A 12585-nucleotide genomic window follows, 5' to 3' on the forward strand; every position below is an offset into this window, starting at 1 on the left:
CTATCTTATCACAATAGCATCATTTGCTTTCCAAACCGGCCGACTGCAGAACATGCCGCCCTGCGAATCCCTTGACCGATTCCCGTTCCATCGGCTTTCCGGATGCCGACGCACGCGCGATGCGGCGCGCGGGGGAGGCCGGACTGCCGGTTCGCCAAGCGGGTGAGCGGGACCGGCCGGACTGCGCCGGGGGCGGGGACGGGTCGGTCCGCGGCATGCTCGGCCGGATTTGCCGTCGGCTGGTGGCCGTCGTGCGGCAGGGCGGATCGGGCCGACGGGCTCGTCCCTCCCAAGGGTGAGCGTTTACGGGATGCCCGTGTGGATCGTCGGCAATCCGCTTCTATTTCCCTTTATCCCGATTTTGATTCGGTATGATTCAACGACTTCTAAGAGAGACCTTAACGGTGGACCAAGTCAAATCCCCTCGACCCTTTCGGATGTTCCGCATTGAACTGCGCCGATTAGCACGACTGTACGACGGTTGTCTATTTGCGTTTAGTCGGACGAAGGAGGACTTACGAGACGAGCGCGTATCACCGTCAGCAATGGTGAGTCTTACCGCTGCCCCGAAAATTGGCAATCTCGACTGGCGAAGCCACGAGTTGGCAAAGGCGATGGAAACGTCCTTTCCCGCAACACTTCGCGAAACTTTGCTCGTCCGCATCGTTTCCCAGACCGAGAGTTATCTTGTCGATATCGTCCGTGACATTGCTTCTAGAGACCTCGGTCCGTTTCGAAATCGACACAAGGAAATAAAATTATCTCAGGCGGAGGCATTGTCGTTTACGTCGATTGAGCAGTTCCAGCGAAAGATAATCGACAGCGAATGCCGATCGCTCGGAGGGAAAAATTTTGATGATCTGAAGAAATATTTTAAGAAGACGTTGGCTTTGGATTTTGGACCTTCCCCCAGTGTCGTATCAAGGGTTGGCGAGATCTATGCGCGGCGACACCTATTTGTTCATGCAGGAGGAATTGTCGACCGTCATTATGCACATGCATTTGATCAAACGCTTCATCCGGGCGAACGATTACAAGTACCAGAAGACTATCTTCTGCGCGCGATTGAGGCAGTGAGTGAGCTCGCAGGGAACATAGCCGAGCAGGTTTCCGTTCGCTATCCCGGATCAGGAAATATTGGCGCCATACGCTCATTACCCGAGATATTGAATACGTTTGAATCTCGGATTTTTGACTCCGCCAATGCACGACCCAAAGTGCCGTTAGTACTGCACTGGGTTCTTGCCGAGTTTCGGACAGTTGACTTGGTCGAACATCATATTGCCCCGGATTCGAGTTTCACCCATAACGACGACAGCTTCCGAGTCCAGGACATTATGGTAGGTTCGGTCAGACGTTCAGACACGGTGATGGAGTTCTTGCTTATGGGAACAAAGGAGGAGATCGGGTCTTACGTTGCTTTCCTTACTTACCTAGAGAGGCAGGGCACAATCACTCACCTAGAGAAGCTCAGACTCAAGAAGAAGAACTTTCTCTTGGGTGCTCAGTGGTCCCGATTCGCAGAGCAATCGAAAAAGCCAACAATTGCGTCCGCAGGTCGCGACTCGGGATGAACGCGAGCCCAGTGCTTCGAACGGCCGCTTTTGATCGACTCGACGGGCCGGATTGGGTCGGTTGGCGACCACCTGAAGGAGGGCAACCTGAATCTCCGTTCGATTGAAAGGAGATTGTTACAAAAGCCGGAAACCTGACTGCCGGTCATCGTGTGCCCTGGAACCAGGGCAATCTTACCTGGCAGAAGCCCCCATTGAAGCTCCGAGAGATTTGGGTGATTCGAACGAGGCTTCAGATGGCCTCGAACTGAACTGTCATCGGGTCCTTCGCCCCGCCGCGCATCGCACGCCGGCGGCACCGACGCCTTCGCGCGCCGAGCCCTACGGGCCGCAGCAGCCAAGGTCGGCGGATTCACGGTCGCGCGCGGCGGGAGACCTCCTGACCTAGTGCGCCGGTGCCGGCGTGCCGTCGATCACCGCCGCGAAGCCGACGGATGTCGCCACGTGGATCGAGCTGCAGACGCACGCCGCGCCAACCGTCAAGCTGCGCCTGGCCGCAATTCGGCATCTGTTCGACTGGTGGGTGACCGGCCAGGTCGTGCCGGTGAATCCCGCGGTGTCGGTGCGGGGGCGGAGTCATACGGTCCGCACCGGCAAGACGCCGGTGCTCGACGCGTGCGAGGCGCGGCAGCTGCTCGACAGCATCGACGTGTCGACACCCGCGGGCCCGCGCAATCGCGCGCGGATCGCGCCGATGGTATTTTCGTTCGCGCAGATCGGTGCGGCGCGCGCGATGCGCGTCCAGGACGTCTATGTGGAGCAGCGGCAGCAGTTGCCGGGTGGGGTTTTCACCCACTGGAAAGCGCCGCCTTTTCATGGCGCACGCCATGAAGCGTCATTTGCACGCGCGCTGCTCGGACCTTCGGGCGTCGGTTCCAGTAAAAAAAGCGACGATTCGACTCTCGGAAGCCGCGTGAGCGTTATTCATCAAACGGAACCTGGGCAAAGAGATCATCGTCACAAGGACGAGTCCGTTTAGCCGCACCGGAACTTGGCTTCATCGATAATTCGATCAGCGCGGGAAGTGGCTGTTGTCCTCTTGTCACGGTCTGGGCATAATTCGAGAGCTAAGTAGGGCACGGTGCTGGGATCAAAAAGAGAAGACCACAAATGTACATTTCACAATTTCAGTCAGAAAAGATCGATAATGCTGTCAAGTCGTTTGAGGTTGCTTTGCGCAGCTTCATTGCAGACGTGCTCGTGTCCGACATGCCTACAGAATCTCAGTTCTCGATCAATCTATCTGCGGTGTCCATATCTACGTCGCTAATCTACTCTCGACGAATAAAAGCAAAGGTCACCAATTTCAACAAGAGTGTCGGTGACGTATACAAGATGCTGCGAGAATGTCGAGATTCGGTCGCCACAAAAAAATTCAACAATGACGTTCCATTCGTTTCGGAAATTATTGACCTTCTGTTGATTTTTTTTAACTCCAATTTCTCTGGACGAAACATCGCACGGGACTTCCCGTCAATCGAGGAATTCCATTACTGCTGCACCTTATTTCACAAGGTGAGAAACAACCTTTCACATCCAGCTTCCCATCCGGTAACCAGTGCTGACGCGGCAAAAGTCGCATACTTCATCGAGACGCTCATCGACTCGTTGGATGACCACTACTTCTGGTATGTTGATAAGCGAACTATCCGCGCATGCATTAACGAGTACCAGAATGCCGCAAACGGATCGACGTTTTCGGTCAGCAATCTGAACGCCACTAGAGCTACTCATAATAGTCTCATCTGCCGAGAAGCAGAGATAGCAGAACTTTACTCATGTTTGCTTGGCAGTGAAGGACGCCAGCGTCTTGCTGGATCTGTTGTCCTATACGGTTACGGCGGCGTCGGGAAGACCGCCGTAACGACAGAGTTTCTCTACAGAATCTGTCGCGACAAAACGGACGGAAAATATCAGGATATCGACTTCCTGCTGTTCTTTTCAAGCAAGGACGAATACCTGAAAACGTCAAATTCGTCTGGAGAATTATACATTGACGACGCGCGCCCCGAATTCTCGAATTGCGCGGAACTGATTGCATTAATAAACGAAAATCTCGGTGTGAATAGCCCGTCCGAGATTGCAAAAAAATACCGACAAGGGATCGTGGCAATTGACAATATTGAAAATATTGCGCCCTCAGAGAAGCGGCAGATACTTGAACTTATAAAGTCCCTGCCGCGAAGCATTCAGTTCATCGTCACTTCACGCAACGAAGAACAGTGCGAAGAGAAAATACATATAAGAGAGTTTAAGCGTGATTCAACGGGCATTTCGTTCGTAACCAGCATCGTCGAGTCAGAGAGTCTGAATGTCGATATGACGCGCTCGATGGCTGAGAAACTGCTCGACGTATCAAAGGGAAATGCATTGATTATTGTGCAATCGCTTAATTCTTTGCATCTCGGTGTTGCTACATTCTCGCATATCATCCAGTCCTTGGAAAGTGTACGGTCGAAGGATTCGGAAATGATTGCGAATTTCATGTACAAAAACACTTTCGACCGCGCCTTGGAGTATCTGACGGATGAAGGCCACCCGATCACTAAAATAATGTGCACAATCTCTTTATATGATGAGCGCATTGAATTATATTCAATCAGTCGCCTTGCCGGCATCGGAGTGGTTGATGGCGAGAAGGTTTGCAATTACCTGCTTGAGCGACTTATTCTCGCGAAATTCGGTGAGTATTATGAGCTGAACGAATTTGCCAAGCGCTTTGTTTTTCTGAAGCTGCTTCCAGAGAAGATTGAACTCGGGAAGCTGAGGGAAGAAATCCGGGAACACAAGGAGCGCATGAAAAGGAAGCTGGCCGAACTCGATGGCGCACTAGAAGACAACGTCGATCTCCATCGAAGTGTTACAGATTGGCAGCCGCGAAATTACATCGATAAAATAGTCATCGCTGAGTTGTTTTCACTTTACAACGATGGGCGTCGGTCAATATATCGAAAAGACCGAATTGCGTTCGAAAGATATGTAAAACAGATCCAAGAATATTCCTTTATCACCAATCACCCGTACGTCGCGCTGCAACGGGCGCGTCTTCTTAAAAACGGAATTCGACCTTTCTATCAAAACGATAAAGCAATGTTGGTTCGAGTGGAGCAGGCGTATGAAGAGGCCTTGGAGTCTATTGAATACGACTATCGCTATTTAATTGGTACGGTTGCGCACGGCGCATTGCTGATGCTCATCGGTGTTTTTCTGTGTGCCGATAAGAGAGATCACCCGCGCGCGGTGCGATTCCTTGAGCAAGCAAAGGAAATCTTAGATCAGGATGCGAGGGGTAAGTCATGGTTTATTGGCTGTAATTTTCTGTCGACGTCATATCTGCAGCGCTTTCGCGAAACCGGTGACGCGGTATATCGAGAAAAGCTTGCGGCTCTCGTGAAAGAGGTGAATCACTACGCCGCATTAATTAAACCAGCTTCTTTCGATTTTGTGAAATATCAAGAGCGATACAGCAAATTTTTGAAGTCATCGATTGACAGGCGTCGGTCGGGGAAAGGCAAAGGAGCGGCCCCTGTATCGCCATCACAACGCCGACAAACACAGTAGGGGTTTCGTGTAAAATTTCTGCAGCTTTCCCTCAACGCTTCGGTCGCCCGCTCCGGGTCGACCAGAGCCGCTTGTTATCGGGCTCTCTCCAGCCATTAGTGATGGACACCTTCGCGTCATCCGACGCGGTGCGGGGTTCCGCCAACAAAAACCGACGGACCTTGACCTCGTTATATATCGGGTGGCGGCTGGGAAATTCAACCCCGAGTACTAATGGCTAACCACAAAGCGCCGAAATGGAAACCTTTGCCGCACTAACGTCCGCTCCACTTTGCGAAGAGTCGCTGCTTTTCGACGCTTCAGCAGACCGGAGTGGGTCGACCTCGGGAGTTGGAGGCTGATGCTGCGGCGCATGGCCGGTAGCTTAAAGCGCGAGCCCTTCGTGGCACAATTGCGGGTGGTGATGATTGTGACGAGCAAGCTGCCGTTTGCAGGGGGACGAAACATTCGGCAGCAATGCCACGCTCACCGCCGCAATGCTCGATCGCATACTGCATCACTCCCACATCATTCAGATTAAAGGAGACAGCTACCGGCTTAAACAACAACGCATGGCCGGCCACGTGCTTGTCACCAGAAACGGACCAACTGGCTCAGTTTTACTTTGTGCGATCGTGCGCGAAGTGGCTCAGATTTCACTTGCGCTTGACAAAGGGATTTCGATAGGCCCGAATGGCAGGCAAACGCCGTCGCGACGCTAAATTCCACGTGATCCATAAATGGACAAGAATCCTGTACCGCCTGCTGCAGTTGATTACTATTTTCAACGTTGGACCCAGCTTAATGGCTTGGTCATCTCGCACTCGGAAGGAGCGCTAACCTATTTGATGACAGTCAACGGTGGCGCGCTTGCGGGGCTATTGGCGTTTGTCGGATCGGTGCAGCAAGTGCGCCAAGCACCTGGGGCGCTGTGGGGCCTCCTGCTGTTCACAATGGGACTCGTGCTGGCCGGATGTGCCCGCGCACACTCGCTCGAAGCGATGAAGGCACTGCTGCGAGGATGGACAGCAGACTTCGAACGATATCGGGCGGCCCAAATTTCGTGGGATGATCTGATTGCGCGAGACAAGAGCCGCCACGGTAAGTGGGACAAGCTCGGCCCCGCACTCGGTTACGGCAGCTTTGGCTGCTTTATCGCGGGGCTGATCGTCGCGTCTTTTGTGCTGTTTCATCTGCCACGTTGAGCGGCCGGGGAGCCTAAACGCCAACGTCCTTCGGTCGCCCCTTCCTGCGTTTCCACTGCTGCGCGTCATTCAAGCTGAGAATAGCGCGTCAATCAGGATGAGAATCTGGCTGGGGCGGCAGCGGAGACGGGCGCAGCCCGGAACCGCTGCCGCCCCAGTTGCGCCGGGTTGCGCGTCTTCGAGGTCGGCTTCGTCGGTGGTCGTGGTGGATCGGGTATGAACGAGCCTTCCATGTGATGGGAGGCCGCCGTGCCCGGACGACACGTCAACGACTACCAGATGAGGCTTTATATGAAGTACAGACGTAAGGACGGACCGTCGATCGCGGCCGCACGCGCTGGATTCAGCACTGCAACGGTCTATCGCCTTGAGCAGGACCTGCGGCTGCCGTCGCAGAAGAAGGAGCCCCGGGAGCGCCGGCGCCCGGATCTGCTCGCCGCGCTTAGGCTGGTACCTACCGGATACAGTCTTTCTGGCCGTTGTCGCCCCCGGCGTGAGCGGCGAGCGCGACGCGGTGGTTCTGCATGTCGACGCGCAATGGTTCGTGGGACCGGACGCGGTTTGCTCTCGGTCGTGGCGGCGCGGACCCGGACCTAGCGCATTACATGGCGTCCCGCGATGCTCTCCGGCTCTTTCTATGGTCGCGACCTGTTGGCCGCGATGGCAGCCTGGATCAGCCTCGTCGAGATGCCTCCCGACGAGCTGAATGAAACCGCAGGTTTGCGGGTGGGGTTGGGTGCAGACGATCTGGCCGAAGACGTTTACGTCGATCACTATGGCAATGGGCTGGGCTTCGGGCAGGCACTGTGCCCAAGAACGCCCCGCTGGCCATAGCGGCCAGAGACGTCACCTATGCCCGGGTCCCTTCCGATGCTCCGGAAGATCAGGCTTTCTGGTATGAGAACTCGATAGGGCTGGTTGAGATTGCAGTGAGTCGCGGCTGCGCCGCGCCACAGCTTGGTGTGCATGTCGGGGATCCGGTCCACGTGACCGACGTTAGCGCGTCGGGGCCGTAGCGCGATCGCTCGGCGCGACTCCGGGCACCCACCAAGGCAGCGCCGCCGCCGTCAGGAGGAATTGCACTACGTGAGCGTGAGCGCGAGCACGAAATCGAACCGGGCCGCTTTTTGCTCGCCGTGATCGTCGATCGTCATCAGCAGCCGGCGATCGAACAGGAAATCGTTAGCGTTACGCGGCTCTCCGGGGAAGTACAGTTGAGTGGTGAGGATCGGTCCGTTCGTCGGCTGCACCCTCACGTGGAAGTGTCGCGTGCGCCCCGGGTATAGACCCGGCACGATGGTCTCGAGGCGGTAACGTCCCTCGCTGTCGGCGAATTGGTGGCCGCGCAGCCGGAACCCCTCGACGTCATACTCCCCGGCGTCATTGGCGTGCCAGAAATCGAGCAAAGCCCCGGACGCCGCCCTGCATCGTGTCGACAGCACCCACCCGGTCAGCACGATCTTCGTTCCATTGATCCCGGGTTCGAGCAGCGATGCCCGTTGCGGCGAGTGTGGCAGGAAGAACGGGCCTGCCGTCTGCCGCGGCGTCAGTTCGTGATCGTCGGTGCACGCGGGCGTAGCGGAAACCGTGCCGGCCCGGCCATGGTTGGCATTGCCGAGGGCCAACAGCAGCAACGTGGACGGCACTACACCCGACCTGCGAAGAAAATCGCGCCGTCCCCGGCTCACACTTCGTGTCCTCATCGTGGAGGCTCCTTGCTTTCCGCTCGATCGTCACGCTGCGCGGTGCGCGCTGTGGAGCCGGCGAGTGGTCGTGCGGACGCCGTCACGGTTACCGGAGCCTGCACCTGTGCCAACCATGGTAAGCCGAAACTTCAGGTCGGGTGAGCCTTCGAGGGCACAGTCGGTGAATGACCGGTCGTCGTCATAGATCCGGATCTCGCCGGGTGTACCGCTGCGCGATTGTCTGTTTAACCGTTCAACCGCGAAGGGAGCGTATGGCTAGACACGCTCGCATCTGTCACCGCGGTGTGGTTCGAGCTGGCGGCGTGGCTCGTCTCGCACGTCAAGCTCGCTCACGACACGCATTCACCAGACTCATCGGGTGACTAGGCTACGGAGCCCGCCGCGCCCTGATGCGCGGTGGCCAGCTGGAGCGACCGGCTAAATCCGCGGTCGATAGTTTGCAAGGACTTCACCGTCCCAACGAGAAGCTGACGGAGCGCCTCCGCGCGAGCAAATCATCGTCGAGGGCTCTGGTCGAACGAGCGCTATGTGGAGAAACACGCGCATCAGGCAAAAGTCGGCCACAACCGGACATTAACTGTCACCAGGTGGCCACCCGGTCCCGGCAAAATGCAGACGGGCGCTGGCAGAAACGCAGCGCGGCCGGGTGCGGCGTTCATGCCCGAAGGGTGTCTCCCAATATCTAGTTTAAGTATTTACACTGTACGTGATGATTCCCGGTACAGAACAAATGCGCGCAAGAATACAAGCCATCCTTGAGCAGAAGCCTGGTCAGAAAGCCAAGGCAATCGCTGCTCAGCTTCGAACGGACAAACTAGAAGTCAACCGGATCCTCCACGCTCATAAAGACGTTTTTGTTCAAGATCCGGAAACGTACGCATGGTCGTTAGCAGCGTTACGCATCGACCTCGGGAACCACTGCTGGCTTGGCGCTGAATCATTCGAGAACGCACTACTGGCGGCTGGGTCACCACTTGACTCATCAGCTACTAACCGCGTGACATTTGTTGTTGGCGAGGACTGTAAGATTCTGCTTGAAGCCTTGGCCCGACTGCTTGCGATTAGCAACCAATTGGCGTCTTTGGGCAAAGTCGTTTCGCTGGATTTCAGCGCGTCGCGGTCGACGCTGACTTACTTGAATCGCATAGGTTTCATTGATCTCTTGCGCAATGACGTACAGATCTTGCCCAAACGCCCTCGGGTTTCGGCAGCGGCTACTTACGAGGGCAACAGCAACGCCGTTGTCGAGCTGAAAGCAATTGATCATGAAGATCCCGATGACGGCATTCCAGATCTGCTGAGAATGAGCTTCGTGGCATGCGCCGGGGATCAATACAACGTAGCAGCCCACACGGTGATAGCCGAACTATTTGGCAACGTTACTGAGCATTCTGGAGCAACATCTGCTGGATTTGCTGGCCTTCAGTACTATGCCGGCGGCAGAAGGCGGCACATACAGACTGTGATTTCTGATGGTGGACGAGGAATCGTCGGAACGCTGACGCCCATCTTGAAAGACCGATTCCCGGTTGTGGCACGAAAGATCGCCAAGTCATCGATTGATCCCCGTGTCGCGCTGCTTCAGGAGGTGTTTTCGCAAGGGGGCATCAGTCAAGTCGAGGAATCGGGTCGAGGCCTTGGGCTCAAACGATCTGGTCAGTGCGCACATAAATACAATGCGCTCGTCTCCGTACGACAAGAGACCTTTGAGTTGAAGATCGAGCATGTTGGAGAAGACATACGGTTTTCCCACCGCCTGGACTTGGTCAGGATTGCTGGCACGCACATCTGCTTCGATTTCCTCCTTGACTGAGTTGACAAATCTCGTTAAATTATCACAATGAACCAGAAATCTGTCGTCGTGAGGCTACGAGACCTGACGAAGAATGCCCACCCGTTCGGCAACAGCGAAGGAAAAGAGGTCTTCCGGAAGCTACTGGACCTGGTCGAGCAAACGCCATGGGCTGTGATATTCGGCATTTCTCTTGATGGCATCGAAGCTACGGACGCGTCGTTTCCTCGCGAGAGTGTCATCTCGGTGGCGAAACAACTTAGGGGCGAAAAGGGCTTCTATCTTGCTGACCTATCCAACCGAGACCTGATCGACAACTGGAGCTATGCTGCCCAGGCCAAGGACCAGCCGTTGGTTATCTGGAACAACGGCGACTTCGAGATCATCGGCCCCGAGCTGAACGAGTCCACACGCGACCTCGTAGAGTATGTTCTCTCCAGGGGCTCAGTCTTGGCGTCTCAGGCCGCTAGCGACCTGGGCTTGTCAGTGCCCAACGCCAGTACTCGCCTGAAGAACCTTGTTTCGCAAGGCTTCATCCGCCGTACCGAAGGCGTAGCCGACTCTGGCGGCATCGAGTACCGCTACTCTGCCATAAGATAGTCTCGTTAAACTGCTTGCGTTAAGCAGAACATCCCATATATACTGCAGCTGTTCCCAGTAGGCGCTGATCGATGCGGCGTTAAACAGAATAATTTATCCAGAATCGACGATAGGAGCTATTCCAATGAGCACCAACGAGCACGGGAATGCAGATCCTGTGAGCCAGCAACCGGGCAAGCAAGTCACGATTTACGTCAACGGCACGCCGAAGGTGGTCCAGAAGCAGCGCCTGACCTTCGACGAAATCGTTGCGTTGGCCTTCGACAACCCGCCGACCGGCGACGGCGTCCAGTTCACCGTTCAATACTCGCGCGGGCACTCTGGCGCAAAGGGGAGCTTGGTCGAGGGGCAATCTGTTCAAGTGAAAGAGGGGATGGAATTCGATGTCACGCCTACTAATCGCTCGTAGCCCGGACCTGCAGCAGCTCCGGAATGAAGGGTATGACCTCGAAGTCCGAGGTGGATATCTGTTGATCAAGGATGTCCCCTACGTAAGTTCAGCCCGTGAAATTAAGCGCGGGATTCTGATCTCGACACTGGAGTTGAATGGTGACCAGACGACGAAGCCCACCACTCACGTTGCCATGTGGACTGGAGAGCATCCGTGCCACCACGATGGCCGGATCATTGCGGCTATCACCAACCCGAGCCAAGGCCAGGATCTCGGCAACGATGTCCGGGCTGACTTCACCTTTTCTGCGAAGACTGCCTATCGGGATTACCACCACAAAATGACGACCTATATCGGGCGCATCACCGGTGAGGCCCAAGTGATCGATCCAACTGTAACGGCCAACACGTTCCCCGTCATCGCTGCCGACGAAGATGAGTCGGTATTCCGATACCACGATACGGCAACCAGCCGGGTTGGCATTGGCGCGCTCAACGAGCGGCTTTCCAGCCAGAAAATCGCCATCATTGGCCTTGGTGGAACAGGGTCATACCTGCTGGACCTCGTTGCGAAGTCGTGCGTCAAGGACATTCATCTGTTCGACCGCGACGTTTTCTCCCAACACAATGCCTTCCGCTCGCCGGGTGCGGCTTCCATCGACGAGTTGCAGGCCAAGCCTCTAAAGGTCACTTACTTGGCGGAAATCTACGGCAAGATGCGGCGAGGAATTCATGTCCATGAGGTGTTCGCGGATGGTGAGACCGCGGCACTCCGAGAGATGGATTTCGTGTTCCTGTGCCTTGACCGCGGCACGGCTAAGAAAACGATCGTCAAATCCTTGGTTGAGTGGGGGATCCCTTTCGTTGACGTGGGGATGGGCATACTGCGTGCGCAGGACAGTCTGACCGGCCTCATGCGTGTAACCTGCTTCGTGCCAGGCGCCGAAACGTCGGCACTGGGGCGGATCGACTACTCAGACGGGGATCTGCCCGAGAATGAGTATTCCACGAACATTCAGATTGCGGAACTGAACGCTCTAAACGCTGCGTTTGCAGTCCTGCAGTGGAAAAAAGTCTATCGAATCTATCGCGACTCGTCGCGGGCGAAATCGTTTAGCTACTCCATCGCCGCAAATGATATTGCGAACGATGAAGAAGGTGCCGCATGACCCGTCTGCTTAAAGTAAGGCACGAGTATGTGGAATACATCCCCGACCAACTGACGCCGGGGGTACTGTACATATCAGTGCGATTTCGAACCGCGTCCCATCTCTGTTGTTGTGGTTGCGGATTGAAGGTAGTTACGCCGCTGAATCCGGCGAAGTGGAGCCTGACTGATCATGGCGCCGGCGTATCGCTATCGCCATCCGTTGGAAACTGGGGCTACCCCTGCCGCTCTCATTACCGCATTATCCGCAATCAGATTCACTGGGGAGGGCAACTCAATCATCGACAGATTGCTGCTGTGCAACAGCGAGACCGCATGGATGTTGAGCGGCATGCAACTACTAAAAGCCCGGCGGCGGAGCAACTTGATCATCGGCAGATTGCTGAGGCACTGCGACGAGACCACGCGGACGTCGAGCAGCATGCAACTAGTAAAGGCCTGCTCGTCCGGCTGGCAGATGCATTCAAACGCTGGCTCAAATGAGATGAAGGCGATGTTACCCCATCCGGAATCACCTGCGCGAAATGGCCGGAAATACAAGGCCGTTCGCGCGGCGCCCCGTGTCGCGAAGCGCTGGTGCCGGTCGCTGACCGACACCGCATGGCCGAAC

At 55.7% G+C, this 12585-nt stretch carries 12 protein-coding genes and 4 pseudogenes; 15 read left to right on the forward strand and 1 reads right to left on the reverse strand.

Annotated elements, in window-relative coordinates; genetic code table 11:
• The first annotated feature begins 437 nt into the window (after positions 1-437).
• The 10 genes and pseudogenes from U4Z31_RS32465 to U4Z31_RS32510 all read left to right on the forward strand — a co-directional run bounded on the left by U4Z31_RS32465 (position 438) and on the right by U4Z31_RS32510 (position 7335).
• Entirely contained in the window at positions 438-1574 is a 1137-nt protein-coding gene (locus tag U4Z31_RS32465) for a hypothetical protein (RefSeq protein WP_321812492.1), read from the forward strand.
• Between the two features lie 134 nt (positions 1575-1708).
• Positions 1709-1822, forward strand: a pseudogene (locus U4Z31_RS32470) (integrase); the annotation flags it as partial.
• A 155-nt stretch (positions 1823-1977) separates the two neighbouring features.
• A pseudogene (locus tag U4Z31_RS32475) lies at positions 1978-2343 on the forward strand (integrase); the annotation flags it as partial.
• Positions 2344-2684: 341 nt separating this feature from the next.
• Positions 2685-5135 carry an ATP-binding protein gene (locus U4Z31_RS32480; protein WP_321812493.1) on the forward strand — a complete coding sequence of 817 codons (2451 nt, stop codon included), beginning with the start codon at positions 2685-2687 and terminating at the stop codon, positions 5133-5135.
• A gap of 403 nt (positions 5136-5538) precedes the next feature.
• Positions 5539-5836, forward strand: a pseudogene (locus U4Z31_RS32485) (ATP-binding protein); the annotation flags it as partial.
• A gap of 18 nt (positions 5837-5854) precedes the next feature.
• Positions 5855-6319: a hypothetical protein gene (locus U4Z31_RS32490; protein ID WP_321812494.1), complete on the forward strand. Its 465-nt coding sequence runs from the start codon at positions 5855-5857 to the stop codon at positions 6317-6319.
• 279 nt (positions 6320-6598) lie between these two features.
• A pseudogene (locus U4Z31_RS32495) lies at positions 6599-6757 on the forward strand (IS21 family transposase); the annotation flags it as partial.
• Positions 6687-7025 (forward strand): SAM-dependent chlorinase/fluorinase, encoded by a 339-nt coding sequence (locus U4Z31_RS32500; protein WP_321812524.1) that lies wholly within the window; start codon positions 6687-6689, stop codon positions 7023-7025. The pseudogene U4Z31_RS32495 and the gene U4Z31_RS32500, both read left to right, overlap by 71 nt.
• Positions 6938-7153: a hypothetical protein gene (locus tag U4Z31_RS32505; RefSeq protein ID WP_321812495.1), complete on the forward strand. Its 216-nt coding sequence runs from the start codon at positions 6938-6940 to the stop codon at positions 7151-7153. The genes U4Z31_RS32500 and U4Z31_RS32505 overlap by 88 nt, the downstream gene beginning before the upstream one ends.
• Positions 7126-7335, forward strand: a complete 210-nt coding sequence (locus tag U4Z31_RS32510) for an SAM hydroxide adenosyltransferase (protein ID WP_321812496.1) — start codon at positions 7126-7128, stop codon at positions 7333-7335. Before U4Z31_RS32505 ends, U4Z31_RS32510 begins: the two co-directional genes overlap by 28 nt.
• 66 nt (positions 7336-7401) lie before the next feature.
• Here U4Z31_RS32510 and U4Z31_RS32515 read toward each other — a convergent pair whose 3' ends face one another.
• Entirely contained in the window at positions 7402-7965 is a 564-nt protein-coding gene (locus tag U4Z31_RS32515; protein WP_321812497.1) for an intradiol ring-cleavage dioxygenase, read from the reverse strand.
• 766 nt (positions 7966-8731) lie between these two features.
• On the opposite strand from U4Z31_RS32515, the gene U4Z31_RS32520 reads away from it, so the two are divergent.
• The 5 genes from U4Z31_RS32520 (at position 8732) to U4Z31_RS37240 (ending at position 12458) form a co-directional block, all read left to right on the forward strand.
• On the forward strand, positions 8732-9838 hold the full coding sequence (locus U4Z31_RS32520) for a hypothetical protein (RefSeq protein ID WP_321812498.1): 1107 nt from the start codon (positions 8732-8734) through the stop codon (positions 9836-9838).
• A 27-nt stretch (positions 9839-9865) separates the two neighbouring features.
• Positions 9866-10417 (forward strand): helix-turn-helix domain-containing protein, encoded by a 552-nt coding sequence (locus U4Z31_RS32525; RefSeq protein ID WP_321812499.1) that lies wholly within the window; start codon positions 9866-9868, stop codon positions 10415-10417.
• Between the two features lie 124 nt (positions 10418-10541).
• Entirely contained in the window at positions 10542-10826 is a 285-nt protein-coding gene (locus U4Z31_RS32530; RefSeq protein WP_321812500.1) for a multiubiquitin domain-containing protein, read from the forward strand.
• A complete protein-coding gene (locus U4Z31_RS32535; protein WP_321812501.1) occupies positions 10801-11976 on the forward strand; it encodes a ThiF family adenylyltransferase in 1176 nt (391 codons plus the stop codon). Before U4Z31_RS32530 ends, U4Z31_RS32535 begins: the two co-directional genes overlap by 26 nt.
• The gene (locus U4Z31_RS37240; RefSeq protein WP_415750318.1) at positions 11973-12458 is read left to right on the forward strand and encodes a DUF6527 family protein; all 486 of its coding nucleotides are present in this window, start codon (positions 11973-11975) and stop codon (positions 12456-12458) included. Before U4Z31_RS32535 ends, U4Z31_RS37240 begins: the two co-directional genes overlap by 4 nt.
• Positions 12459-12585 lie beyond the last annotated feature (127 nt).

Origin of the sequence: Burkholderia sp. BCC1985 (genome assembly GCF_905339915.1) — a bacterium.
Classification (GTDB): Bacteria; Pseudomonadota; Gammaproteobacteria; order Burkholderiales; family Burkholderiaceae; genus Burkholderia.

Excerpts from the sequence above, each read along its gene's own strand:
- U4Z31_RS32480 (WP_321812493.1), top strand. The coding sequence starts at position 2,685 with ATGTACATTTCACAATTTCAGTCAGAAAAGATCGATAATGCTGTCAAG.
- U4Z31_RS37240 (WP_415750318.1), top strand. The coding sequence starts at position 11,973 with ATGACCCGTCTGCTTAAAGTAAGGCACGAGTATGTGGAATACATCCCC.
- U4Z31_RS32490 (WP_321812494.1), top strand. The coding sequence starts at position 5,855 with ATGGACAAGAATCCTGTACCGCCTGCTGCAGTTGATTACTATTTTCAA.
- U4Z31_RS32505 (WP_321812495.1), top strand. The coding sequence starts at position 6,938 with ATGCTCTCCGGCTCTTTCTATGGTCGCGACCTGTTGGCCGCGATGGCA.
- U4Z31_RS32530 (WP_321812500.1), top strand. The coding sequence starts at position 10,542 with ATGAGCACCAACGAGCACGGGAATGCAGATCCTGTGAGCCAGCAACCG.
- U4Z31_RS32535 (WP_321812501.1), top strand. The coding sequence starts at position 10,801 with ATGTCACGCCTACTAATCGCTCGTAGCCCGGACCTGCAGCAGCTCCGG.
- U4Z31_RS32465 (WP_321812492.1), top strand. The coding sequence starts at position 438 with ATGTTCCGCATTGAACTGCGCCGATTAGCACGACTGTACGACGGTTGT.
- U4Z31_RS32525 (WP_321812499.1), top strand. The coding sequence starts at position 9,866 with ATGAACCAGAAATCTGTCGTCGTGAGGCTACGAGACCTGACGAAGAAT.